The organism is Rhizobium sp. BG4 (assembly GCF_016864575.1).
GTDB lineage: Bacteria > Pseudomonadota > Alphaproteobacteria > Rhizobiales > Rhizobiaceae > Rhizobium.
Window position 1 is genome coordinate 2960392 of record NZ_CP044125.1, and the last position, 23393, is coordinate 2983784.

Annotated in this window: 27 protein-coding genes; 5 read left to right on the forward strand and 22 right to left on the reverse strand. The window is 57.8% G+C overall.

Annotated features, from left to right (window positions below):
• Positions 1 to 78 precede the first annotated feature (78 nt).
• The 16 genes from F2982_RS14835 to F2982_RS14910 form a co-directional block, all read right to left on the reverse strand.
• On the reverse strand, positions 79 to 813 hold the full coding sequence (locus F2982_RS14835; RefSeq protein ID WP_203428262.1) for an autoinducer binding domain-containing protein: 735 nt from the start codon (positions 811 to 813) through the stop codon (positions 79 to 81).
• A gap of 309 nt (positions 814 to 1122) precedes the next feature.
• Positions 1123 to 2985, reverse strand: coding sequence for a TniQ family protein (locus F2982_RS14840; RefSeq protein ID WP_203428263.1), 1863 nt, complete (start codon positions 2983 to 2985; stop codon positions 1123 to 1125).
• A gap of 4 nt (positions 2986 to 2989) precedes the next feature.
• Positions 2990 to 3955 (reverse strand): ATP-binding protein, encoded by a 966-nt coding sequence (locus F2982_RS14845; RefSeq protein WP_203428264.1) that lies wholly within the window; start codon positions 3953 to 3955, stop codon positions 2990 to 2992.
• Positions 3955 to 4602 carry a hypothetical protein gene (locus F2982_RS14850; protein WP_203428265.1) on the reverse strand — a complete coding sequence of 216 codons (648 nt, stop codon included), beginning with the start codon at positions 4600 to 4602 and terminating at the stop codon, positions 3955 to 3957. Before F2982_RS14850 ends, F2982_RS14845 begins: the two co-directional genes overlap by 1 nt.
• A complete protein-coding gene (locus tag F2982_RS14855; protein ID WP_203428266.1) occupies positions 4557 to 6101 on the reverse strand; it encodes a hypothetical protein in 1545 nt (514 codons plus the stop codon). The genes F2982_RS14850 and F2982_RS14855 overlap by 46 nt, the downstream gene beginning before the upstream one ends.
• A 53-nt stretch (positions 6102 to 6154) precedes the next feature.
• Complete coding sequence (locus F2982_RS14860; RefSeq protein ID WP_203428267.1) at positions 6155 to 6364, reverse strand: hypothetical protein; 210 nt, start codon at positions 6362 to 6364, stop codon at positions 6155 to 6157.
• Positions 6365 to 6379: 15 nt separating this feature from the next.
• Positions 6380 to 7282 carry a hypothetical protein gene (locus tag F2982_RS14865; protein ID WP_203428268.1) on the reverse strand — a complete coding sequence of 301 codons (903 nt, stop codon included), beginning with the start codon at positions 7280 to 7282 and terminating at the stop codon, positions 6380 to 6382.
• 19 nt (positions 7283 to 7301) lie between these two features.
• Positions 7302 to 7691 carry a hypothetical protein gene (locus F2982_RS14870; protein ID WP_203428269.1) on the reverse strand — a complete coding sequence of 130 codons (390 nt, stop codon included), beginning with the start codon at positions 7689 to 7691 and terminating at the stop codon, positions 7302 to 7304.
• Between the two features lie 37 nt (positions 7692 to 7728).
• A complete protein-coding gene (locus tag F2982_RS14875) occupies positions 7729 to 8061 on the reverse strand; it encodes a hypothetical protein (protein ID WP_203428270.1) in 333 nt (110 codons plus the stop codon).
• A 26-nt stretch (positions 8062 to 8087) separates the two neighbouring features.
• The gene (locus F2982_RS14880) at positions 8088 to 8306 is read right to left on the reverse strand and encodes a hypothetical protein (protein WP_203428271.1); all 219 of its coding nucleotides are present in this window, start codon (positions 8304 to 8306) and stop codon (positions 8088 to 8090) included.
• A 108-nt stretch (positions 8307 to 8414) separates the two neighbouring features.
• Positions 8415 to 8633, reverse strand: coding sequence for a hypothetical protein (locus F2982_RS14885; RefSeq protein ID WP_203428272.1), 219 nt, complete (start codon positions 8631 to 8633; stop codon positions 8415 to 8417).
• Between the two features lie 152 nt (positions 8634 to 8785).
• Positions 8786 to 9028, reverse strand: coding sequence for a hypothetical protein (locus F2982_RS14890; RefSeq protein WP_203428273.1), 243 nt, complete (start codon positions 9026 to 9028; stop codon positions 8786 to 8788).
• A 33-nt stretch (positions 9029 to 9061) separates the two neighbouring features.
• Positions 9062 to 9466 (reverse strand): hypothetical protein, encoded by a 405-nt coding sequence (locus tag F2982_RS14895; RefSeq protein ID WP_203428274.1) that lies wholly within the window; start codon positions 9464 to 9466, stop codon positions 9062 to 9064.
• Positions 9467 to 9488: 22 nt separating this feature from the next.
• Entirely contained in the window at positions 9489 to 9872 is a 384-nt protein-coding gene (locus F2982_RS14900) for a hypothetical protein (protein ID WP_203428275.1), read from the reverse strand.
• Between the two features lie 64 nt (positions 9873 to 9936).
• Positions 9937 to 10344 carry a hypothetical protein gene (locus tag F2982_RS14905; RefSeq protein WP_203428276.1) on the reverse strand — a complete coding sequence of 136 codons (408 nt, stop codon included), beginning with the start codon at positions 10342 to 10344 and terminating at the stop codon, positions 9937 to 9939.
• Between the two features lie 217 nt (positions 10345 to 10561).
• A complete protein-coding gene (locus F2982_RS14910; protein ID WP_203428277.1) occupies positions 10562 to 10717 on the reverse strand; it encodes a hypothetical protein in 156 nt (51 codons plus the stop codon).
• A 500-nt stretch (positions 10718 to 11217) separates the two neighbouring features.
• On the opposite strand from F2982_RS14910, the gene F2982_RS14915 reads away from it, so the two are divergent.
• The gene (locus F2982_RS14915) at positions 11218 to 11889 is read left to right on the forward strand and encodes a hypothetical protein (protein WP_203428278.1); all 672 of its coding nucleotides are present in this window, start codon (positions 11218 to 11220) and stop codon (positions 11887 to 11889) included.
• Here the strand turns inward: F2982_RS14915 and F2982_RS14920 are convergent.
• From F2982_RS14920 to F2982_RS14935, 4 genes are all read right to left on the reverse strand, one after another.
• Positions 11886 to 12863, reverse strand: coding sequence for a DNA cytosine methyltransferase (locus F2982_RS14920; RefSeq protein WP_203428279.1), 978 nt, complete (start codon positions 12861 to 12863; stop codon positions 11886 to 11888). The genes F2982_RS14915 and F2982_RS14920 overlap by 4 nt on opposite strands.
• Entirely contained in the window at positions 12839 to 14017 is a 1179-nt protein-coding gene (locus tag F2982_RS32040; protein WP_203428280.1) for a DNA cytosine methyltransferase, read from the reverse strand. The genes F2982_RS14920 and F2982_RS32040 overlap by 25 nt, the downstream gene beginning before the upstream one ends.
• A gap of 179 nt (positions 14018 to 14196) precedes the next feature.
• A complete protein-coding gene (locus F2982_RS14930; protein WP_203428281.1) occupies positions 14197 to 14805 on the reverse strand; it encodes a type II toxin-antitoxin system VapC family toxin in 609 nt (202 codons plus the stop codon).
• A 185-nt stretch (positions 14806 to 14990) separates the two neighbouring features.
• Entirely contained in the window at positions 14991 to 15377 is a 387-nt protein-coding gene (locus F2982_RS14935; RefSeq protein ID WP_203428282.1) for a hypothetical protein, read from the reverse strand.
• Between the two features lie 89 nt (positions 15378 to 15466).
• Here F2982_RS14935 and F2982_RS14940 point away from each other — a divergent pair, with 89 nt between their 5' ends.
• The 3 genes from F2982_RS14940 to F2982_RS14950 all read left to right on the forward strand — a co-directional run bounded on the left by F2982_RS14940 (position 15467) and on the right by F2982_RS14950 (position 18534).
• Positions 15467 to 16090 carry a hypothetical protein gene (locus F2982_RS14940; RefSeq protein ID WP_203428283.1) on the forward strand — a complete coding sequence of 208 codons (624 nt, stop codon included), beginning with the start codon at positions 15467 to 15469 and terminating at the stop codon, positions 16088 to 16090.
• 9 nt (positions 16091 to 16099) lie between these two features.
• On the forward strand, positions 16100 to 18028 hold the full coding sequence (locus F2982_RS14945; RefSeq protein ID WP_203428284.1) for an AAA family ATPase: 1929 nt from the start codon (positions 16100 to 16102) through the stop codon (positions 18026 to 18028).
• 149 nt (positions 18029 to 18177) lie between these two features.
• Positions 18178 to 18534, forward strand: a complete 357-nt coding sequence (locus tag F2982_RS14950; RefSeq protein WP_203428285.1) for a hypothetical protein — start codon at positions 18178 to 18180, stop codon at positions 18532 to 18534.
• 8 nt (positions 18535 to 18542) lie between these two features.
• Here the strand turns inward: F2982_RS14950 and F2982_RS14955 are convergent, their stop codons facing one another.
• Positions 18543 to 19151, reverse strand: coding sequence for a hypothetical protein (locus tag F2982_RS14955; RefSeq protein WP_203428286.1), 609 nt, complete (start codon positions 19149 to 19151; stop codon positions 18543 to 18545).
• A gap of 1336 nt (positions 19152 to 20487) precedes the next feature.
• On the opposite strand from F2982_RS14955, the gene ligD reads away from it, so the two are divergent.
• Positions 20488 to 21531: a non-homologous end-joining DNA ligase gene (gene ligD / locus F2982_RS14960; protein WP_203428287.1), complete on the forward strand. Its 1044-nt coding sequence runs from the start codon at positions 20488 to 20490 to the stop codon at positions 21529 to 21531.
• Positions 21532 to 21583: 52 nt separating this feature from the next.
• Here the strand turns inward: ligD and F2982_RS14965 are convergent, their stop codons facing one another.
• Positions 21584 to 23356 (reverse strand): SEC-C domain-containing protein, encoded by a 1773-nt coding sequence (locus tag F2982_RS14965; protein ID WP_203428288.1) that lies wholly within the window; start codon positions 23354 to 23356, stop codon positions 21584 to 21586.
• Between the last annotated feature and the right edge of the window lie 37 nt (positions 23357 to 23393).

Consider the following 23393-nt stretch of genomic DNA (forward strand, 5'->3'; position numbering starts at 1 on the left):
AAAAGTGTGAGCGCCGGATAGCGCTCTCCCACGCGGGCCGTATGGACCGTTTGGCAGCCTATGAATTGTGGAAATGCATCAGGCAATAAGTCGGCGCCGGATCGCTTCGGCAATGGCCTGCGTCCTGTTGGCGGCACCGAGCTTCTTGGCGGCAGACTTTATATAGCTGTTGACGGTCTCCAGCTGATAACCGGTCGCCCTGCCGATGCCTTCGCTCGTCAAGCCAAGGCTCGCCTGGGAGAGGCATGCCATCTCTCCCTTGGAAAGGCGCATCTGCTCTGCGGCATAGCGCTCCATCAATGGCTTGGTAAATGCCGTATGGACCGCTTCGGAGACAAATTCGAGAAAACCGAGCTCGTCGTCATCGAAGGGCGTCTGGCGCGTGTAGCCGACGGCTCCGTATACGGTGTCATCGCGGAAAATCGGTACGATCGTGCGATTGTGCACGCCGAACGTTCGCTGCAGGTAAAGAAGCCGCTGCGGGACCTCGCAATGTGCGTAGACCTCGCTCTCGACGACCACCTTCGTCGATGACTTTGCCGCAAGCACAAAAGGATCGATCTGCGGGATCTTGTCGCCCATATAGGCCTCGATGAAGGCGGGCGGCAAATCGGTATCGATGGAGAACCCCTGTCCGAAGCGATAGTGATCCACATCGAGACCGGAGATGAAAATGAAGTCGAAGGGAACGGCCTTGCGCAGCCTGTCGATCGTGTCGTTCTGGCCAAAAGACCGATGCTTGGGCACAGACCTCAGATCGATATAGTCGTCCAGCGCATCTGGCGAGAGAACGGAGAGGGCGCTCACGGGCATTGCGAAGCACTCGATAGTTGCGGGGTCGATCCCAGTTATGGCTTTTGAGTATTAACTGAAGCTTAACAACGGCGGACGTGCGGTGTGATAAATCCGCATATGTTTGCACCTGAGAATCGATCTCAGGTGTAAAAAGCGTTTTTTTACAATGACTTATCAATGCGATTTCTGAGCCCGATTCAAAGTTGGTCGTTTTTCCGCCGTAGGTGTGATCCTGGATTCAGGACTATCGGCATCCCCCGGAACCTGAACACAAAAAAAAGCCCGCCGAAGCGAGCCTTGTGATGTCCGAATTTGTTGAAGCGAGCGCTATTTCCGCTTGTACCGCTGGACTTGGATCGGTGCGTCCAAGACTTCCGACCGAAGGAAGTATCGGCTCACATTGCCACAGTTTTCGTAGATCGGTCTTACCCCGATTTTGGCAAGGAGATCCAAGATTGTATTCGTATGGGTTTCGTGGAGCGCCGCCACTTCGGAAACGAGGATGTGGTCCATCTGGAAACGATCCATCGACTCCACGGTAACTGCCGACTGAAGACGACCGTTGAACGGATTGGTGATCTCGACGGTGTCGAGCAGACCGAGATTGATCAGGTATGGAACCGTCATTGGCTTAACTCGGAGATAGGCCGATGCGTCACGTTGGTTCATCACCGCGAGTCCCGCCAACACACTCAATGTTGGGCGCACCTTCGAAAGGTAGGCGAGTGCCTCGTCACGATCAAATCGCAATGAAGAAATTGTCAGCTCGTCATTCGGTGCGATGAAAACATTTCTGAGATGCCCGCCGATGACTGCAGCAATGACATCGACGATCTCACAACCAGCGTTCTGACAGACGCGCTTGATCGGAATGACTGCCTGGTTGCTATCGCTGACGACGACATGGGCGAAGAGCACGCTGCGGAACCTGTCCAAGTCTTCTCTTCGGATGCGAGAGTAGTTGCGGGTTTCATTCCGCAACTCGACGCGTGCCAGCAAGCCTCTTTCGAGGAGCCCTGTCATGACGACCTCGGTCACGCCCAATTCCTCACGTGCCTGTCTGCTTGTGAGGGTCTTGCTTGCCGCGACGAGAATCTCATGGGCGTGTTCGACATCGAAGTGGATCCGCCCGTTAGACAGTTTCAGATCTTCTACCAGTCCCGCTTGATGCAAAAGTTGCACAACGCGCTGCTCGTGCAAGCCGTATTCGATGCCGGCAGAGACTACGCTATGGACATAGCGTCGACTCACAGGAATGAAGCACATGTCGCCCGACGCGAACGGGAGATTGCGTTCGGCAATGTCTTGGAAAAGAGCTACCAGTTCGGCAAATTCGGCCTGCTCCGAATTGCTCCGTAGCCAGCGACCCAAAGCGCCGAAGAAGAATTTGTGCTGGCCGGAGGGACGAATTTTTCGAATGATCGCGACCACGATTTCGCGGATCGCTTGCTCGCCGTTTTTGGCGTAGTGAAATCCGATTTCACGGGGAGGGGCTGTGCGAAGATCTTGCGGGATGAGCGCAAGGGCCGGCCGGTGGCGCTTCAGGAATTTACCGAGGTATACGCATAGATCGACCACGACATGGGTCTCGAAGCGATCGAGGTAGGGTTCAGTGAGAACCCCCATCATGCGATCCTGCGCGTAGGCGTCGACTGCGAGAAATTGGGTCGGCACCGAACATGCAGCTTCCTGTTGGATCTTCCCGGCGTTCGTGGCTACGTACCGGCAAAAGCTATCATCGGTCTTGCGAGCGAGCGTCACCTCTACGATTGGCCGACGATGGCGAATGCAATTGGTAATCGCTCGGGACAACCATACGGCTCGCACGTAAGGCCGGGAAACGGGACGCCCGTCTCCCGTTGCAATGTCATCTACAATGCAGTTCGGGCAGTACCGGAAGCGCCGACCGCAGCGAGCCTGCTTGTTAAAGACCGCAAATCCCAGTTGCCAGTCCATCCGGCGGCGGCGGGTAGTGACGCGGTTCCTTGCGAGGTCGGCCGCGTTCTCGCCCGACCATCTGGCCAGCTTGCTGATGGCAACCGGGTTCGCTTTCGCAAGTTCGGGCGTCTTGATGCCGGTCATCGTGGAGAACATGCGATTAGACGAGAAGCCGTTGGCGACGCTTAGCCGGTCGCATAGGCTCTTGGGAGTTTCATCGATGTGGTGGACGACAGTGACGGGAAGCGGCATCGTGTCAGTCCTCCATCCCGAACCGCACGTCCGACAGGTCGATGGCACGGAAGTCCCTTGCGATGAAGATGTTTTCCTCACCGGAGAGGCCCCGGGCGCGTTCGAATTCGCGTTCGAAATCTGTCTTCGTAAGCACCCTCCGGTTACGCGCTAGCGCGCGGAACGATGCGCCTTGAATGAATTCGATCAGCTTGCCCCAGGCGCCATTCATGGAGAGGCAAAGGCGCTGTCGAAACTCGAACTTAGGGTCCAGCAATTCGTCATGCAGGGTGAGGCCGCAGAAGTTCACAGCAGTGTCAACGAGGAGTTTCTCGACCCAGGCATCGTCCGTGTCAGGATCCATGCAATGGAAGGGGAGAGGAAATGTCCGGCGATCAATCTGGTCGTCCTTGCGCATTTCACTAATTCGAGGCATGCCGCTGAGGATCATGTGCAGATGCCAGTCTTCGCGACTGAGCATTTCTTTCACGAGATCCTGAATGGCCTCGAATGCCTTTGCAGTGTTCGATCGAACGGCGTGCTGAAGCTCGTCCAGGTGGATGAGACTGATCTGGCGTTCCCTAATCTGGATTTTAAGCTCGTTCTCGAGCTCGGGCTTCGTCCCCGCCGTTGGGAGATTCATCTCCCCGAGCAACGCTCGAATGACATCGATAGCATTTGAACACTGGCTCGAAAGTTTCAGATAGATCGCACGTGGTACGAGTTCACCATACTCATTGATGCGCGGCTGAAACTCGGGCCGTTTAGCGACTGCTTGCCTGATGGCCGTCGTCTTACCTGTCCCGGACCGGCCGTACGCAATGAATCCCCGTCGAGGAGACGCCGCCCCCATCTCGAAGTCTCTGATATTTGTGGCGATGTAGTCGACTTCATCGTCCACCAACTTATCCATCGGACTATCAATATATCTTAGGCGCACGCTCGCCCGCAGTGCGCTTAGCTTTTCATTGGTCATGATCTGGTTCGCCATCAGTCGTCATCCCTTCTGCGGTCGAATTTGGAAACTTTTTGGGTGGGCATCGGCGTGGGTTCGAATTCCACCGGACGAGGTCGTCCGATGGTGCCACCACGGAGATCGTCGGGCGGTGCGGTGACAGGTGCGTCCGAGCGGATCGGCGCTCCTGAAACAGGTGTGACGGCGAAGTTACGAAACAGCTGCCTGCGCTGCTTCTCCTGCTTGGCCGGGGTCAGTTCGACGGGGTCGAGCTTGGCGCGCAAAGTGGCGGCCTTGCCATTTTCGCGGTTGCGCAAAATGAAATCGCGCATGATCGGGTAGCTCTCGCCGGTCTCCGCACGTTTCAGGGCGCGCTCCTCCCTACGCGCTTCCGACCACTCCGCTTCGGTCAGGTCTGCCGGCAGGTCGCCAAGGCGGGTTTCGACTTCGACCCAGCCTCCATCGTTGCCCTTTACGACGATGCTGTTGAGATAGCCGAGGTCGTGGACGATCTCGAAGGGCTTGTCGCCGCGATCCATGTGCTGCTCGACGAGCCAGTCATTGTTGTAAGGGATGCCGTATTTCACGATCCCGTACTGGCCGATGCTGAGAGTGTCCTTTTTTCCGAGGGCCAGGATCATGTCCATCTGCGCCGGCGGGCGCATCCAGCCGTAGCCTTCCATGCACTCGACCAGCCTGTTGTGGGGCTCTGACCGCCAAGCGAACCGTGCCCCTTGTTGTGGTAGAGATCGCAGATTCCTTGGATGATGATCTCGTTGAACTCCGAGGCGGCCAGCGAGGCGTGCGCCCTCGGATCGTAATCGCCTTTTTCCTCGATGCTCCGGAAAGTGCGTCCGTCGAAGAACTGCGTGAACAGAGGCCCGATCGTATGGAAGAGGCTTTCGATATGCGGACGTTTCTTCGCGTTGCCCGTTTCAGGTCTTGTCGGCTCGACGCCCAACGCCCTGAGTGCGTCGCTGGTGTCCTCCGCCAGGAAGGCTGAACCGTGGTCCATGTACATGGTGCCGAAAGGTTTGACCTTTCCGATCCATGGCGTTTCGGCGCCGGCGCATTCGGAGATGAAGGTCTTGTCCGTCATCATGAGCCGCAGCGTTTCGAGCGTTGCGCGAGAGCTGGGCGCTGGCGTGACCTTGGCCGCGAGCACGTAGCGTGTGGCTACATCGACGATGACAACGACCCACAAGCGGATCTTCTTCAGAAGTTTCCGCTGCTTGTCCGTGAGGCCGGGGTCGGAGAGAACTCCCGCCATACCGAAGTAGACCGACATATCGGTCAGGACCTCATCGATTTCGAGGCGCTGGCCGAGGTAGGTTTCGTCATACATCCGAAGGTGAGGCGCGAAATGCCTGAGGGCTGCCTCGAGGCCTTCGCGCGCCTGCATCACGTCGAATGCCGGGAAGGAGTCAATGATGTCGTAGAACTTCGACTTGCCGTACTGATGGAGCTGGAGTTTGCCTCCGGCCGCGCGTTCCTCGTTCTGCTTATGGATACGGGCCTTGTAGGTCTCGAAGACGTCGCTCTTGCGCGGCTTCAGCCGGCTCATGAAGCCACGGGCTTCGTTCGTAGCGAAATCGAGGCTTTCGGCCTCGTAGGTGAGGGTTCTTTTACCCGGCGCCTTGTAGCGCGGGCAGATCGAGAGGATATTGCGCTCGTACCTAATCCAGCGCTTGTAGAGCCGATTGAACGTCGAGACAGACGGGGGGAAGATTGATTTCGTGGAATCCGACCGCACAGGCCCGAGCACCTTCCGCCATTCAGGCTCGATCCATGAGGCGAAATCGTCGCTGGATCTGTTTTTGTGCCCGTTAAGAAGGCATTCCTTGTCGTACGCGAGAAACAGGCGCTCGCGTAATCTGGCGATGCGTTTGGCATCTTCGCCGAGTTCGTCGAAACGACGTCCCTTGAACAGCAGTTCCAGATACTCGCGTTCGGGGCTCTTCGCGCCGTATGCGATTTTTGCCGTCCCCGCATCAATGCGGGCGTTGATGTCGTCGAACTTCAGAACGAACCGGTCTTCAGGATCGTCCTCGTTGATGAACCGATATCCGTCGAAACGACGTCCGGACGGCACGTAGCGTTCGTTGCCGATCCGCAGGACGTCGGTATCGGACAGCATCGGAACCGGATGCTGTAGGATCTTGGGGAGCTGATAGTGTTCCACGGTAGGGTTTCCAGAAAAGGGGACAGAGGGGCGCTGGCAGCGCCCCAGTGAGGTCAGCGCTTGCGTCTGTTGCGACGACGTTTGTCGGGGAACCAGATCGATCCGTTGGTGAGGCCTGTAGTCAGTTCCTTGATGGTGAGAACAAGGAACCTGCCGTCTTCCACGTGCTGCAGCCGGGTGATGTGATCGATGTACCCATCAGCGAGCCAATAAAGTTCACCATCTACCGCGATGGGGTGCTGGTATCCTTCGGTGGGTTTCATAGAGGCCTCCCTGGCTCAGCCGCGAAGTCCGGTCGCACCCCCCTCGGGGGCGAAACCGAGGAAGCTGAGTTCGGTAATCTTCTCGCCAGTCGGGGAGAACAGAACTCCGACGTCGATCAGGCGCCAGACGGCCACACGCCGGCGCTCGATCGAGGAGCAGTTCCTCAGTAGCGAGCCGAACCGGAACCAGCCGCTCTTGAGACCGAGCACGACCTTGAGAAGTTCGTCGACGTCGAGCTGATTGTGATACTCGCGCGACCAGCGGATCATCATCGCGTTCTCGGCAGCCTCGATCGTGCCATACCGTTCGGTCCGCAGAATGATCTCGTCGACTTGCCTGGAGGACGGATCCGCGTAGATGCGCTCGATGAGCGCTTCCATTTCCTCGCGCTTTTCCTCGTGTTTCACGAGAACAGCCTGCTTGTAGCCATCGTCATAGATGACCAGAAAGTCAGCGATGTGGTCGTGTTCCCTCCCGTCGTCGTCCGAGTGCTGGAACTTCACCGCCTGCGAGTGCAGCTCGGCAACGTCGTTGCGGATACCGATGCGGAGCGCGACCCGGTGCTCGGTCTCGCTTTCGTGATAGACGATGTTGCCCTTGTGGTAAGTCCAGCCGCGAGCCGTCTTCATGTTCTTCAATGGCGGCCTGCGCTTGGCGATACCGGCTGTCCGGTCATAGACGACACGTCGGGCACCAGGTGCCGGTGCCGGAACGCGCGCGGACGCCGGTGAAGGAACGAGAGCGGACGCAGGAGCCAGAACAAGGCGTTCCTCCGGAAGGCGAACCTTTCGACGCAGAGCAGCATCCTGCATTCCGCTGATGGGTTCGGGACGGGGACGGCGGTGATCAAGGAAGCCAAGGCCGGCGCGGCGGCGTGCAATCTTTCGGGCGACTTCTCGGGAATAGATGACGGACATGATGGATCCTTCCTCAGTTCTAAAACGTAGCGGTCAAGTTGGGGGAGTTGCGCTTGGCGAGGCGCGCAGCTTTGCGTGCCGCAGCCTCTGTCGTGGCGATTTTCACGCGCTCGCGCTTGACGCAGCGCCGGAACGTACTTTCAGAGGGCAACCCTGCATGACTGCCGTGATCCCGCCAGACGATGGCTTTCAGCCAGCGGTAGCAATCAATGACCGAGGGCCGAAGCATCGAGTGCACGCAATAGAGAACGGCGGTCTCGAACTGGATCATGACCTCGGTGCACTGAACCGTGATCACGCCATTTTCCGAGGTGCCTGTCACCTCGGCGACGCGACGAAACGCTTTTTCGATTCCGGGCTTGCGCACTGGCGCGCCGACGCCGACTAGCGGGGAGCTGATAGGATCCATCGGATCCTCCTTTCTGGTTGGTGTGTTCATGTGACGACTAGCGGCCGTCATGTGGCTGTGCCGGGATGGCTTCGGCATCGACGCTCGCGATGCGACGGCGGAACGTCCGCTCGGACGGAAGATGCGTAAGGTCCCCGCAAGTGCTGGAGACATGCAACTGAAGCTGTCGGTAGCAGTCGCTGATCGCGCGGCGGCGCGTGGAGCCGACGTAGTCGCCGACTGCCTTGCAGAATAGTTCCTGGGTATCGTACGATGCGATTTCCCGTCCGTTGTCAGCCATTCGAAGGGCAGCCTCGGCGATGCGGCGATAGATGGCTACGCTGCCGAGCCGCGGTGTTTCCTGCATGCGGGAGTTGTTAGCGGGATCCATACGATCCTCCTTTCTAAAGGTTGATTTCACTTCTTGAGGTGCTTGGGGCGAGCAGCCACAACGGCTTTGAAGCGGCGCTCTTCCGAGCTGCCGTCATCGCTTTCGGGCAGTTCGCGTTCCACGACGGTGTCGAACTTGCGGCCGCTGAAGTGGTTGAGGCGGTCTTTCGTGACGAGCTGAAACGTATCGGGCAGTTGGAGCCTGAAATGGAGCTTGTCGTCGAGGCGGATGAGCAACTGGGGCATTTCTGTTTCCTTTCTTGGACAAAGCTCCGCCGGCGTCGTCTGTGACGCGATAAGCCGGCCGGAGTAGTTGTCGGGATTTGTCGCGCTGCGCCTGTCTGGCGCAGGAGACTAGGTCTGGTCGTCGACTACGCGCACGATGCAAGGCGCCATCTGCTTGAAGCGCGTCTGCTGTTCTGTGGAGAGGCGCGCCCACACGCTGGGGCTAGGAATTATAGGAACCTGCTCGAGCTCGGGCGGCAGGGTCTGAAGCAGATGCTTCTCAATCAGTCCTCGAGACTGAACCTTGATCGAGAGTGTCATGCGAGGCGGGCGGCGGCCGAGGGCCATAGTCAACTCCTATGTTTGCTGGGTGGCAGTACGAGGCTGGCGGTGCCGGAACCCGATGAAGTGCCGGCTATCCGGGATGTGCTAGTTGGGAGAGCTCGTGGAGACTGCGGCCGAAGCGACAATCTTCTCGAAGACCTCGAAGGTCACGAGCTTCAGCTCGGGGCGCCGGCCGACCGCAGTTCGCGATTGAACTCGGCAAACGATCCGGCCATGAGATTCCAGAAATCCCACTCGTGTCCGGGCATGGACAGTGCATCGCGCGTCATCAGGTCCAGCACCCAGTGTTCGAATGCGACAAGCGTGGAGAGGTGCTCCTCGACCGCTGCCGGGTCAGGTGCATAGTTCATGCGGTCGCTGATTTCGTTGAGGACGGAGGAGAGGTGTTCGAGGTCCATTTCGGTTCCTTTCGGCTTTGGCTGGATAAGGGTTCAGTTGAGGTGATGGCGCAGCGGGATGGGACCGGCAGCAAAACCATCGGGCACTTCCGTGGTGCTGGCGCGCCAATCAAGCCATTCGCCGAACGCTTCGAAGCTGATGATCCGGAACGGCGGAGCATCAAGAGCTTCCAGCTGGCGGTTCAGCTCGCCCATCACGAACGTGAGCACCGACCAGATCTCGTGCTCGAGATCTGGTCGCGCTTCGGCTGCGGCCAGGGCCTCGTCGAGAACGGTTCGCTCGTAGGCCTGATATGCCGGGCGATGCCCGCCTTCAGGCTGAGACTGGGCATATGCTGCTGCCGATTGCGCAATATCAGTCAGAGCGTTGGCAGACTGTTCGCGGCACTCATCGAGTACGGCCTGCATGCACTTCGAACCAGAGTTGATTGTGAACACGGTTATCTTCCTTCCAGTAGATTCAGATGCGGGTCTGTTCGACGAACGGCCGGGCGGTTTCGAGGATGGCGAAGCGGCTGGCCGGCTGCCCGTAGCGCATGAAGTCGACGAAGTCGGACGGCAGGCTCAGGATGAGGCGTCGGAATGTCGAGGCGAGGGGCTTCGGCGTCGTGATACCGCTGCGCTTTTCGTCCTCGTCGAGCATCTCGCATACATCGTCATAGAGCTGGCGCATCGTCGGTTTTGTCGAACTTGCATAGGCGAGCGCCATCGAACGGAAGAGCGTCTGCTCGTCGTCTGAATAGTCGCCGGCCACGTCTTGTGCGGCCCACTGGCGGAGTCCGGCATGGAAGACTTCCGGAATGGCAGGGTCGAAGCGAGAGACGAGTAGGGTGTTCTGTGACATTTTTTATTTTCCTTATGAGCGAATGAGGGGCTGTGCGGCGGCAGCCCAGCTGCCGCCTGACGGTTTACACAACGCCAAGTTTGACCATGTGCCGCGTAACTTCCGGCTCGCGGAAGCCTGCAGACCAGAGTTCGCGACGGATGCGTCCGGCCGAGCCGTGTTCGACAATCATCGGCTGGCGGCCTAGTGCGGCGGCGATATCCCCGTCGCTTCCCATTGAGGCGAAGGCTTCATCGAAGTCGGCCCTTCCGAGCTTGTCCAGCGACTGGCCAAGCTGACGAGCAATGTTCAAGCTAAAGGCGAATACGTTCTCATAGACGCCGTAAGCACGGGTAGGATCGGCCGCGGGGTTCTCAAGGTTGCGCACCATGACGACCATCGCCAATGCGAGAGCCGATGTGAGGTGAGGTCGCTCGCAATCGCGGCGGCAGAGCCACGATAGGATGGCAGGGTGAACTTCTGCGCTTTCCATCAAGTCGCTTCTGAGCTTCGCGTGTCGAGCCTTCTTCGGATCCTCGACCAGGGCAGGGAGGAGCGGGGACTTGGGGTGGTGCGACGGCACCTCGGTGGTCTTGAGAGGATGCTTGCCGTCGTGGTTGGGGCAGGGTTGGGCATGTGGTGGTCCTTTCGTTTGGACATAGCTTCGCCGCCGGCGCCAATGACGCGAAAAGCGGACAGAGCGGTTTGGGTTAGTCGCGCTGCGCCAGGATGGCGAAGTCGCTGTTCGATGGGCGCAGGCTGGCCACCGCCCGGCGATTCCCGGTGTGTGCCTTTGTGCCTGCTGCCTTCAAGGCGCGCCGATCCATCGGTTTGGTCGGTGCGACTTCAGTGTTTGCGTTCGGCATCGGTCATCTCCTGCTTTCCGGCTCAACGGATATGAGGCCAGCGCAACGGAGTCAGGACCAGGGACTGAAGAAAGTTCTTGCGGGAGGTTTTTAGGAAAATGGGGATATGGAACTGCGCTTCAGGCGCGTTCGCCAAGGTGAACGGCAGGTGCCAATGGGCGCTCCTGCGAGCCTTCCCCTAGAACATCATATTCGAAATTCACGTACTCTTAATAGCTTCATCGGTGTTGTCCGATAGGTGGGAGGTCGAATACGCGAATCGACTACGATGAAAATGGTTAATTGTCCACTCGTTTATTTTGCACGCGAAGAGTTGAACTATAGGAACTTGGGTGTAATCTCTCGCGCGCGTGCGAGAATTCATCAACTATTCTAATTGTTGACACGCATTACTCATTTAATGCTTGTGAATCCTTCATGATTGTCAACAATTACTGTCGCCCATCGTGACTTGCGAGCCGTTGGTTGATCCTGCCAAGAGATCATCCAGAGAGGCACAAATGGCGAACATGATGGTGAAGCGGGTTATGGAGACGCGGGCAGCTCTCGAACCGGTACTGAAAAAGCTCGGCCTCAAGCCCAATGTCCGCTATCTCGACGAGAACAGCCAAATACTCGAATTCGTGCCAACGAGTCCTGACGGGAAGTTCTCGCCCGTCCGGATCATCTTCGAGGGCAAAGACCGCTCATGGGAAAACGCGCATCTTTCCATTGGCCTCTGGGGATGTCGCGTTCTTGGGCAGACCGGCTTCGTATCCTGGAAGAAGTTTCACGCCAGCCGCTTCGAGGTCAAAGCCGAGAGCGAAGGAAGGTTTGAACATCTTGCCTTCGTTCTGGAGCATCACGAGCCTGTTCCGGCTTGGGTCGGCGTGCCGAATTGCATCGTCAATCCGAATTTCGGTGATCACTACGAACTCGTCTCGCAATTCTTCAAGGATGCTCAAATCGAGCAGCGCTATCAGGAGGGGCAGGAAACGCCTGTCGAATCCTTCAGGTTCAGGGACGAGTCGGGGCGAGACATCGAGATCAGCATGCGGTTGCATGACTCCAACGCGACGCTCCGGATCGACGGAAGATTCATCGAGGAGTTTTATCAGCTCGACCGCGAGCACCTGGTAAAAACCATTCGCGATCTTCGCTACCAAGACCCGTATCCCACATACAAGGGCTAAGCTGGCAGGTAACGTCCGGGCATATTGGCCTCGCGTTCCGCCTCCAGGAGTGCCTTTTCCTCTTCAACCTGTGCGACGGCGATCTTGAGGGCCTTGCGTTCCTTCAAGCTGGCGGCGACTTTCGCAATGTCCTCGCCGGCGAGAACTCGTTCGGCCTTTGCAAGCAAGCGCGGGGGTGGAAGGATTCCGTGCCAGCGGCCAGGTCCGCCGTTGAGTCTAAGCCTTCCTTTGCCAACTCGAGATGTGCGGATAACTGGTTCAACGATCGCTCTGTCGAGATCGACTGCTTCGCCCGTCAGCGAAGACCGGATAGACATTGCAACGACTTTCGCCATCACCGGCGGCAGTGCCTCTTTTATCATCTTCAGCTGTCCCGAGGGGCTCTCAGCCAAGAACTTCCATTCTTTTGGAAAGCCCTGCGCCAATGCGAGAACTTCGAACGTCAGGAATGGTATGAACTTTTGATCTTCAAGTTCCTTATCCCCCACCCTCGGGGCGTTCAACCGTATCTGGGAAGGATTGAATCCAGCTTCGATCCAAGGTTCCATCCTTACGGGGTCTTTGATTGCCTCACGGATAACGCTCGGGAGCATCTTCTCGCTGTGGTCATTTCCCCACTGGGAAGCCCAGTCGTTGTACTTCGTCTGAGCAGCCGATTTTGCCGGCAGCACCCGGCTGCCGGCTATAGATGACGCAAGCGCTGCGCGAACATATCGGGTGACAGGGGCAAGGGCTTGTGGGTTCCAGAAGACGCCCGAGATATCGGCTCGGATCCCGATTATGAACTGGTGCTGGCGCGAATGCGGCAATCCAAAGTGCGCTGTATCCAGATCGAATTTAGTGAATTTGTATCCGAGGTCGTGCAGACGAGCCAGATAGGGAGCTTGTTCCTCCTCGTTTTCCCTCTGCCGCTGCTTCTTGTCGTACTGTAGCATCACGCTCCGCGGTTTCACGATTTCGATGATGTCAAACACCCGCTTGAACAGGTCGGGATTCCCCTCGGTCTGTTGACCGGGCCGCAGGGAAGACCCGCTGCCAGAAGGTCGATCCCAGCATATTGCCTCAACCTCGCATCGGAGATTTTCCGGATGTCCGTCTTCTCCACACCCCAAGTGGGCCAGTTCCGCCTTAGCGTGTCTACTTTATCCTGGTTCCTTTCGAATAGTGCCGCGTGCTCGTATCCGGCACCGATGAGGCCGATGGACATGCCGCCGGCACCGGCGCACAGTTCGAGAACTTTGAGATGTTTCGCCCGGCGCTTTTCGTTGGGCGGGGCACCGGCATTCCCGATGTATGCGAGGGCGTGGCCGAGGGCGACGACTTCGGAAGAATGCACCACGCCGCGCCCCGCGTTGTGAGCGAAACCCCCACGGGCCAGGCGTTGAACGGCTGCTATGGCGAACCCAAGCTTTCGAACTTCCGGGGTCGTAGCCTCGGTCCCAGTTGGCTGGCAGAAAAGCGCTTCTATCTCGGGAAGGACGCTTCGAGCACGAGCAATGACTTCATTGTAGGCGCGCTTGTAGGCCTCAGTCTTGGTCTCGATAAGCGTCACCAATCCTTCGTCGTCCCGCATGAACTTATCGTGGAAGCGAGCAAAAGCGACCCCCAGTCTGTCCACGCCTCTTTTGACGCTGAAGAGTCGCTCATCCTTCAAGGTTTCAAGGTGCGTCAGCCTGGATCTCTCTGACTGCTGCCATTCACTTGTAGGATCCAGGTCAATCCGTTTCGCTATCTCCTTCACGTCTGAAGGGTAGAGACGCCTATTTCTCGCAAGGACATGCAATGCCTCTGCGCGAACTTTGGGCGCGGCTGCGGCGATCAGCTTCACGGTTTCGAGCGAGATCATCTTTTCTCGGAAATCTTCCCGAACGTTCTCAGTGGCCGTGGCGAGAAACATCAGGGCACGGACGTCCTCGACGTCGATCCTTTCCGAGAGTACGGATTCAAGCTCGGTATCCGTGAGGGAGCTCACAGCGGTCCCCTTCTTGCGCTTTCCATGTTCAGCGCGAGCGATGCCACGGATATTGCCCAACAGTTCGGCGGCTTGGAGGTGGAGCGCGGCGACCTGGCGCATTATCCCGCCGAGTTCCTCTGCCGCAAGCGTTACCACTTGATCTTGCTTAGCCATCGCAGGCAGCCAATCCCGTTTAATGCCTCAGCGGACTTCGCGTACCGCTCTGAGGTGTTGTGTAACGGTTCCGGTAAAAGAAGGATTTCAATGGCAGGTGATGTTCTAACAAAATAACAGCCTGCCGAAATGGGCACGGCGGCCGACATGTCGGGTGCCAATGTTCAGCTCGCGTGAAATCAACATACCGGCAGCGGTGCCGATCCCTCGGTTGCTTGCCTACGCCGCAGGCTGGGCAAAGATACCTGATCCGCCTCCGAGGCATAGGGATCAAACTGCGGCAGCGACACCGGGAAGGGTGGGTTGATGTACCAGCGCGCCTCCAGCGGATGATAGAGACCGGGGATGGGAAATAGCTGGTCGATCACGAGATAGTCGTGAACGTTGGCGCTCATGATCGGGATCCGATGTATGATCGACACCGCAGCTATCGACAGGTCATGTCCGAGCCTGTTGCTCTTCTGGCCGCTGTGGACCGTCCACATGTGCTTCAGGCTCGGGGTGGCCGTCATCTCCGCATATTTCATTGCCACGTCCGCCGTCATTTCGGGAAAGTGGAAGGATGTTGCGATCAGCTCCTTCGCCCAGTTCGCTATCGCTATCGCCCTGGCGGGATTGTCCCTGACCTTCAGATTGGCGCCGCGCATCAGTTCGGCGATGACGGGGTAGCATAGCGCCAAGCGTTGGACGCCGACTTCGAGGAGCCATGGCCGGAGTCCGGCGGGGGCATTGGGATTTCCCATGAAACTCACAATGTCCGTGTCCATCAGAAGCAGCGACTTACTCACGCTAGATTTCCTGTTTGGGCAGAGGGCTGGTTATTGAAAAACGGTAGGCACTTTCGAATTCAATGTTACAGTGCGAGTCCAGTCGTCCAAGAAGAGGCCGCCATGTCGCAAAGTTCAGATTGGCAAAGACATGATGCCGAGGATCGCATCCGAGAGGTTCTCGATGCGGCCAAGACGCGGGGCGCTCAGAGAGTTGCCGATACCGACGGCAGATTTGTCATCACCTTCGAACCCGTGAAGCAAACGCTTGAGGAGCTGTTTGCAAAACCGGGTCCGTTTGCCGACGGCGACCTCGATCCCTGATCATTTCTCTGCACTTTCGATGGCGGAGCGTAACCGGCGATCGCATTCGCAACAAGAACACCCGGAAAGGTTTCGATCGGCATCGATCTAGCTTGTTGTTTCCGCAGCCCAATTTCGTAACGGTCGTTACCGAATTGAACCGTTACAGGACACGTTTTTAAGGTCTGCTGCTCCTCCGGCTTTTCCCGGGAGGCGTGCAATCGGAAAATCACGGTAAATTTTCGGTTGACTGCGCCCGGCGCGTTCTCTATCTGTTCCTTCATGAGCACCGAGCACCTCTCCACTCTCCGAATACGTTGACCGATTGCGGGACGGGTCCCGTTGCCACCGATATCGTATTCAGATGGAGTTGAAGGTCATGACGACCTTGCGTGCTCATTCTGCGAGCCGTGACGCTTGCGATCTGCCGATCTACCAAACCTACTTTCCGACACATACTCTCAAGTGCCTGGGCCAACCGCTTTTCCGATCGCGGGCGGCCAGGGACTACGCGTGCCTACTCGATCTCGAAGCAGACGTCGTCTCATGGCGCTGCGTCACCGAGCCAATTATCGGGGGAAGTGGGCCTGATGACCTACGCCAGCACCACGTTGATTTCGAGGTGTCCCTGGACAACGCGGCCGTGCTTATCGATGTCGGTGCGATGCCGGCAGCTCCGGTATGGATCCACGACGCCGCCAGGCGGCTCGGCTGCCGATACCAGTTCGTCGCGACGTCGGAGTTCGCTTCACTCCCGAGGTTGCAGAATGCGCGCGACCTGCTTCGCTACGCGGGATGGGAGGCGGCGCTGGGCGACAGAATCCGGATACAGATGGCGTTGGAAGAACACGGTTCGCTGACGCTCGCCGAGAGCCTGTCGGCGATCCGAGATGGCAAGCCGATGCAGTCTATCGCTGCGATGATCCTCAAGGGCTTCATCATAGTCGATCTCGATGAAGCCCCGCTCGGGCCCGACACGATTGTCCGCCGCGCTACTGTCTGAGGTTTTCCGATGAGAATTATTTCCTTGGCCGAGCGTGCCTCGACGCTCGAAGTCCATACCTATGTCTGCGCTATCCGAACCGCGCTGCGTCGCGGCAAGCTGTTCCTGTCGGTTGATCGCCTTCTCGGACTGCGGCTTCCGCCCGCCGCGCGGATCGATGCTTACAAGGATGCGACTGAGACAATCCTGCAGTCCGTCGGACTGAACCGATACGCTATTTCCATTCTTGCAGCCGCTTCGAAGCCAGGGGACATCGACGCGTCAGATGCGATCTACAATACCCGGCATAAGCCCGCCGTCATCGTGCTCATCCAGGACGGAGCCGAGATCCCGCTCGAACTCACTGTCGGTCTGGATGAAATCGTCGATGTCGCGCCGATCAATCCGCGGCACCTGGTGGCGGCGGCAAAGTCTTCGGTTGAGATGCAGATGCCGCTGGAAACGGCTCGGCAGCTCGCGACCTATCCGCCAAACACGCTCTTTCTGGCCCTTCGGCCTGGACGGCCCTTGGACGTCGTTTTGGAGAAACTGGCGACGACAAAGGAGCCCGTGCGGTTCGTAAAGCCGAGACCCTGGGAGCCGCAGATCGAGGACCTCGAAGGATACGGAGACGCCAAGCAATGGGCGCTCGATCTCATCGTCGATCTAAAGGACTGGCGCCGGGACCGGATTGGATGGGATGACGTGTCATCCGGCCTGTTGCTCAGTGGGCCGCCCGGCACCGGGAAGACGATGTTCGCCGCTGCACTGGCTCGCTCGTGCGGCGCGAACTTCATCGCGACATCGTCCGCCCAGTGGCAGAGCAAGGGACATCTTGGTGACATGCTGAGAGCGATGCGGAGATCGTTTCACGAAGCCGAGTTGGATGGCCCGACCATTTTGCTTATCGACGAGATTGACTCGATCGGAGATAGAGGCGCGTTCGTTGGCCAGAACGTCGATTACAACATCGAAGTCGTGAACGCTCTGCTCGAGCTGCTCGATGGGTCCGGCGGTCGACCCGGCGTGGTCGTCGTCGGCGCCACGAATTACCCCGACAAGGTCGACCCCGCACTCCGAAGGCCGGGCCGCCTGGATCGGCACTTCGCGCTGCAGCTTCCCGATCTCGAGACCAGAGCACAGATTGTCGAACTTCATCTCGGCGACGCTTCAATTAGACCTGACGATCTCCGGACCATCGCAACTGCGACCGTCGGGCGTTCCGGCGCCGACCTCAAACAGTATGTTGCGGACGCGAAGCGGCTTGCGAGGCGCCAGAAGCGGCTCGTCGAGGCCGCGGACATTCTGGGGCTCGTGCCGCCATTGAAGGCGCTCGAGGGCGAGGAGCGTCGGATTGCCAGTGTTCATGAATCCGGCCATGCGGCGGTCGGCCTCGCGCTCTCCGTTGCTGAAGTCAGGTTCCTTGTCGTCGTCAGGCAGAAAGTGGCCGGACAGCCGGCGCAGGGATATGTCGAATGGGAAGTTCCGCCTCCTTCCTTCCGAAGTCGGCAGTCCTACCTGAATAAGATCGCCATGCTCTTGGGTGGCATCGCTGCCGAAAAGGTCTTCTACGGTGATCATTTCGATGGAGCCGGGGGCTTCGTGGGATCGGACCTGCAGCTCGCAACCGATCTGGCCACCCTTATGGTCGCCGTATTCGCGATGGGGCAGACTCTGGCTTACACCCACGCACCGACACCGGATCTCCTTCAGAGATTGCGCGAAAACGATGTCGATGTCCGGCGGCAGGTGGAGCACGTGCTATCTGAGCAGCTCGCCAGGGCTTGCGAGATCGTCACGCAGAACCGGGCCGGGATCGAACGGCTCGTGGCCGAACTGGAGCGTCGCGACGTTATCCCGGGCAGTGATGTGCGAGATATCGTGTTTCGGGACGGGGAGCGGCGCCCGAGTGACAACCGATCCCGGGTGGCCGGAGGCAAAGCTCAGACAACGCGTTGAGGTCTGCAAGTGCGAATCCTTGTGCTGGCAGTGGCACAAGGATTCGTCGCACCTGTTAACGGCCCGAGAACAACTCAAAGCTATCAAGCGCGACGTCTGTTTCGGGTCTGGCCGCTGGTCTGCCTGCCCAATGTAAAAGGAACTCGGATTTGGAAACGCAAGACGATCTGCCGCTGGACGGCGCCATCATCATCCTGATGCTCGAAAAGTCTGAGGCGTCGAAGCTCGAATTCGAGCTGCAGCAGCTCGGGGCGGACGTTCGCGCGGGAACAGCCAAAGGACACGCGGCCCAGCTGACCAGGTTGTTGGCGCCGTACGCAGTGGTCGTGGATCCCGAGTTCGATCCAACGGTTGCAGAAGAGCTAAGAATTGCGGCTCGCGATGTCGACGTAACCTTCATCCAATATGCGCAGGATGGGTTCGGTCACGAAGGAGGCATTCGGATTTCCAGGGCCGAGCCGCTGTCGGCCGTCGTGGAAGCGATCCTTGGTCTTGCAGCGGGATAGGCCGCCTGTCATTCATGTCGACGTTCAATGAGCGTGATCACACCTGCCATTTGATCCTTCTCACCTGCCCATGATGCAATCGTCACGATGTTTTTAAGGGCATCGATCATTTCGCTCCGCGTCGCCTTGCGGACCGGCGTCGATTGCTCTTCGTTCCGCGCGTAGTCGAAGAGTCTATTGATGTGGGCCTGTAAGAGAGCAGCGTCGTAGAGAAGATCGTCTAGTTCTACGCCATGGTATTTTTTGTTGCCGTTGGTAAGGCGTGCATGTTGCACTTGATACCAGGATACGAGTTCGAAAGTTTTCTCGGCCTCGTTGTCGTCGATGTGCTCGATGATTTCCTTTAGGGTTTGCATCGCAGCAGCTGGAGCTGCTGGAAATTTCGAGTTGTCCATGAGCGCCCGCCCGACGGTGCGCGCGTATGCACTCATCTCACTCAGCGCGTCCGGCATTCGCGCGCGCGAAGCTAATTTCTTGCGTTCAAGACCTTTTTTGTGTCGCTCGCCTTCTTGACGCGACTGGAGCCACATCATCCAAATCGTGGCCAACGCTGCTAGGACAGCGATCACCGATCCCACTAGCGTTTGCCATTCCTTCAACCAGCAATACCAGGTCACGACGAAGGCCTCTCAGGTTACGGCTATTCGCCAACGACTCGCGCGAAAATCTCAAAGGTTAATGAAGTGTAAATCGCCTCTTGTCATCATCCGTTGGTCGCATATATGCTTTGCTCGATTGGTCACCACCGAAAGTTGGCGGGTGCCAAGGTGAATTGAAATGCCAACGTATGCTGGTACGCAAACTTATGTTCAAACTTATGTTTTAGTGAGTGATTCCGCAGTAGACGTGGTGATCTATCCGGTCCAGCAACCGGGATCTATTCACAGCACGGCGGCAGAACTCCAACAGTTGCACAGAACCCTTAGGGTTCATTGGAGACTCAGATGGAACGGTTGTTCCGGAAGGGTCGCGGTGGCTTGTTGGATGTTATGCTGTACGCTGTGCCGTCTGCAATCATCCTCCTCGTTGCGATCCTTGCCTTCATCCTGATTGCGAAGCCCGCCAAGCTTGGCGTGACTATACTTCATTTGTTGCGCGTCGAGTACATCGCCTCGGAGCAGACGACGGCTAGTATCAGGGCGAACTCGTGTTCGGCCGCACAACGTCGACGGGGCGAGCCTGAGCAGCGCCATCAGCCCGCGATGACGCCAGCGCAAGAGGTCTCTGCTCCTTCGCCACAACCCGCTGCTCCATCCGTAGCATCCCGCAGAACAGCTACGGTCCGTCGATCTGACGAGCCGGAGCGTCAGTCACCGCAATAACGCCGTGCACTGGAGACGAAGTGAAGCCCGTTCGCTGAAGAACGGCTTGCGCAGGCCAACACCACGGTTCCCTTGCCCTAACGTCGCGCCCGGGGTACAAATCCACCAAATCGCGACAACCGGGTCGACCTAGGTCGGACGGCCGCGAAAGAGCCAGGACGGCCGGACATGCATGCGATACTGCACCTCCGGCCGTTTCGATTCTGAAAGTCGAGTGCGTCCCGCCTTGAATTGGCCGGCGCCCGAGCCAATTTATCGAATACCACCCAAATCGAGACCGGCAGCCGTGACATGATCGTCGCAGGATGCCATCGCCGTGGGTGACGAAGGCGCTCCCCGATGACGGGTTGAGCGCCTTTGTGTTTTTGAGATCTTCGTCTAGCGCCCGTCCGACTTCGGTAGATGTGCCGCGCACTCTGGACGAAAACGCGATGCCCTCCATGTGAATCACGATGACCGCGAAAGGTATCGTGTAATGGAAGCGTCAGATCGCATGGATATCAAAGGACGCCCCGCCGGAGCGGGGCAGGTGGAGGTCGGAGAAATGCATCCAACAGGATGATGATTCGAGTTTACCCCGGCCGTCCGGGCATGCAATCCGTCCTTTAGTGTTTCCTGAACTAATCCACGCATGACCGATCAACCTCACTCGAAACCACTGCTTTCCGACGACGCACCATTGAGAGGCCGTGTCCGGCGCAAGCGAGATCCTGCACAGCCGAACTTACCGCTGGATCCCATGCTTGATCGCATCGAGCCGTGCCTCGCGCTGTCGAAGCTGAAGCCTCCTGTCGGCGAACAATGGCTCTACGAGATAAAGTTCGATGGCTATAGGCTTGCGGTTCATATCGAGCCTCGCCGCGTCCGTATTCTAACGCGAGGCGGCTATGACTGGACCCATAGGTTTCCCGGCATCGCTGCGGCTGCGCGGGAGCTAGGTGTCGCAACCGCCATCTTGGACGGTGAAGCAGTGGTGCTCGATGCCGAGGGCAGGCCGGATTTTGGCCTCTTGCAGAGATCGCTTGGCGGCCGCGGTGGCACAGAGCCATCGGCAGTATGCTCCTTCTTCGCCTTCGATCTTCTTTATTTCGATGGCCACGACATCCGGTCCATGGAACTGTCCAGCCGTCGCCATCTCCTCGGAGGTCTTCTGCAAAGCGGCGAAGGTCCAATCCGGTTTTCCGAGGAAATCGAAGGCGAGGGGTCCGCGGTGTTCCGCGCAGCCTGTGAGCACGGCTTAGAAGGCATCATCGCCAAGAACCGGGAGAGTTCCTACACGTCGGGAAGGGGCGGCGACTGGTTAAAGATCAAATGCATCCGGAGCGATGCGTTCTTCGTCGTCGGATACGAGAAGTCGCTCGTTGCCCGTGCAGGTATCGGCAGCCTTCTGATTGCTGCGCGCAGGGGCGACGACCTGGTCTATGTCGGAAATGTCGGTACGGGCTTTAAAGAGCGAGATGCCGGACCCCTTCGATCGATGCTAGACAAACTGCAGACGAAGAAGGCTCCCGTCGAATGCGACGGCCAGCGCCGCAACATCATCTGGTCGCAGCCCACGCTCATTGCGGAGATCGAGTACCGATCCTGGACACACGACGGCAAATTACGACACGCCGCCTACAAGGGGCTGCGCGAAATCCAGGACAATGCGGACGTTTTCGAGGTCACCGAATGACAAACGAGCGTCGCCTTTCGACATATGGCAGGATTGCGCCCTTTCAATCCGATCAGGTATCTGGCGTCGGCCACCGGCTGATGTAAGTAGCCATGGGTACAGATGGAAGGTGATGTTCCGAGCTTGACATAAGCAGCAGACGATTAACGGTGTTGTCCTGCAATCCTCCGAGCCGAAAGATACTGCTGGCTCTACCGAGCGTGTGAGGAACCTGCGCGCGCTCGATCGCGGCATCCGCTAAGCGCTTTCCGCGTTCGAACCGGGCCGCAAGCTGAGATTCGAAATTGGGCTTTGCGGCGCCAGGTTTAGTGTTCGCAAGATATCGATAGGCACTGCTGAGCGCTGATGAAACTCCGCCGAACCCTTCCCTGCTCTTGAGTGTCATGATCGGAGCGGACCCGACCGGAAACCGGAACGGACTGGAGAGCATGGTGGTCCGCAGTTTCTCCAATGCAGGCTCGGCGCCTAGATGGCGACGGTTCAATGCACCTTGCAGTTCCATCCATCTGAACCGGCTGTCGGTCAAAATTTGAGCGCCCGTTGCCTGGGCTAGATACATCGATATTTCAAAGTTCGGTGCCATCTTCAGGACATTGAGCTGCCCGCCATTGCCGATATTATTATCTTGGAGTACCCCCAGCGGATCCCGTCGGCGCATTTCCCTGACATGCGCGATAAAGTCATCTGTGCTGATGGATGGGTTAACGCCTGGCGCTTTCGCCAGTTGCGACACTAGAGCTTCGTCTGGCAATCCCATGAACATGCGCTGCGTATCTTCCTTCACAACTGCATCCAGACGTGGGTCGACGTCCCGATCAAATCTGATGCCGCTGCGTCGTGTTTCGGCCATACTCATCGTCTGGTCACGCAAGTGAAGGTCGAAGTCCCAGGGGTCGGGTATGAGGTGCACTAAACCTTGCTCGACCAACGGAAAGACGCTCACGAAAGTCAACAGAGACTTCAAGACCTCCCCACGGTAGGCGCTCGGATTGTGGGTTGGTCTCATGTCTTCCCGAAGCGACATGGGGTTGGTAAACGGGTGCTGGAGGATTATCTCGCCAAAATACACTACCGATCCAAGGGCAAACTCGCCTATCAACTTGGGATGTAGAGATCCGGTGTAGACCGATCTGAAGGTGCCATCGGGTTTGGGCAGTAGCGAAAGAAGATCGGTCTCGCGAGGCCAGAGGGATTCATAGATCCTGTAGAGCGTTGAGATTTTCTCGTCAGTCATTTCGGACCTGACATCGTCCCAATCCTTGCCATTCAGCTCCAGCAAGTTCTCGATGCCCGTCATGAACATGAGGTTTCGCTCTCGGATGCTTTTTTCACTCCAGCTTGTTCTCAGATGGGACGGTTTAAGCTTGCAACAGTGCGAGAATTTCATACCGCTGCCGCAAGGGCAGATCTCCCGGTTTTTCGGAGACGCCTTCGGTAAGTTTTTGGTTAGCCAGGGTCGTGGTTCCTCTTCTCTGCCGAATTGATCCTGGTAGTGCACGCGACCACCTTCATATCCGACGTACATTTCGCCACCAAAATGAAAAAGTTCATCTGCGGGTGGCAGCAACGTCTCACGAAGATCCCGCCAGGACTTGGCCACCGAAGTTTCTGGATACAGCCATTCATTTTGTCCGGCGGCGATGTATCGATTGGCCTGCAACTTGGCGATGAAGTTTATCTCGATCACCTGCGTCTCTGTGAGGCGGCGGGTCCGAATAAAGTTGATGGTATTCACCAGCGCTCGCTGGAAATTCCTGGCGAATGTTCGCTTTTCCAAAGGATTGGTGGATGGATCCTTCGCATACTCGAGATTTGTCAGGATCAAGCAGTGATCTGGTCCTAAGGGATAGATCGTCTGCGAC

What these genes read in the sequence shown, in the direction of transcription:
- F2982_RS14875 (WP_203428270.1), bottom strand. Translation starts at nt 8,061, where the DNA reads ATGGATCCCGCTAACAACTCCCGCATGCAGGAAACACCGCGGCTCGGC.
- F2982_RS14915 (WP_203428278.1), top strand. Translation starts at nt 11,218, where the DNA reads ATGGCGAACATGATGGTGAAGCGGGTTATGGAGACGCGGGCAGCTCTC.
- F2982_RS32040 (WP_203428280.1), bottom strand. Translation starts at nt 14,017, where the DNA reads ATGGCTAAGCAAGATCAAGTGGTAACGCTTGCGGCAGAGGAACTCGGC.
- F2982_RS14850 (WP_203428265.1), bottom strand. Translation starts at nt 4,602, where the DNA reads ATGGAAGGCTACGGCTGGATGCGCCCGCCGGCGCAGATGGACATGATC.
- F2982_RS14835 (WP_203428262.1), bottom strand. Translation starts at nt 813, where the DNA reads ATGCCCGTGAGCGCCCTCTCCGTTCTCTCGCCAGATGCGCTGGACGAC.
- F2982_RS14845 (WP_203428264.1), bottom strand. Translation starts at nt 3,955, where the DNA reads ATGGCGAACCAGATCATGACCAATGAAAAGCTAAGCGCACTGCGGGCG.
- F2982_RS14910 (WP_203428277.1), bottom strand. Translation starts at nt 10,717, where the DNA reads ATGCCGAACGCAAACACTGAAGTCGCACCGACCAAACCGATGGATCGG.
- F2982_RS14940 (WP_203428283.1), top strand. Translation starts at nt 15,467, where the DNA reads ATGACGACCTTGCGTGCTCATTCTGCGAGCCGTGACGCTTGCGATCTG.
- F2982_RS14870 (WP_203428269.1), bottom strand. Translation starts at nt 7,691, where the DNA reads ATGGATCCTATCAGCTCCCCGCTAGTCGGCGTCGGCGCGCCAGTGCGC.
- F2982_RS14865 (WP_203428268.1), bottom strand. Translation starts at nt 7,282, where the DNA reads ATGTCCGTCATCTATTCCCGAGAAGTCGCCCGAAAGATTGCACGCCGC.
- F2982_RS14900 (WP_203428275.1), bottom strand. Translation starts at nt 9,872, where the DNA reads ATGTCACAGAACACCCTACTCGTCTCTCGCTTCGACCCTGCCATTCCG.
- F2982_RS14885 (WP_203428272.1), bottom strand. Translation starts at nt 8,633, where the DNA reads ATGGCCCTCGGCCGCCGCCCGCCTCGCATGACACTCTCGATCAAGGTT.
- F2982_RS14945 (WP_203428284.1), top strand. Translation starts at nt 16,100, where the DNA reads ATGAGAATTATTTCCTTGGCCGAGCGTGCCTCGACGCTCGAAGTCCAT.
- ligD (WP_203428287.1), top strand. Translation starts at nt 20,488, where the DNA reads ATGACCGATCAACCTCACTCGAAACCACTGCTTTCCGACGACGCACCA.
- F2982_RS14905 (WP_203428276.1), bottom strand. Translation starts at nt 10,344, where the DNA reads ATGGAAAGCGCAGAAGTTCACCCTGCCATCCTATCGTGGCTCTGCCGC.
- F2982_RS14880 (WP_203428271.1), bottom strand. Translation starts at nt 8,306, where the DNA reads ATGCCCCAGTTGCTCATCCGCCTCGACGACAAGCTCCATTTCAGGCTC.
- F2982_RS14890 (WP_203428273.1), bottom strand. Translation starts at nt 9,028, where the DNA reads ATGGACCTCGAACACCTCTCCTCCGTCCTCAACGAAATCAGCGACCGC.
- F2982_RS14860 (WP_203428267.1), bottom strand. Translation starts at nt 6,364, where the DNA reads ATGAAACCCACCGAAGGATACCAGCACCCCATCGCGGTAGATGGTGAA.
- F2982_RS14840 (WP_203428263.1), bottom strand. Translation starts at nt 2,985, where the DNA reads ATGCCGCTTCCCGTCACTGTCGTCCACCACATCGATGAAACTCCCAAG.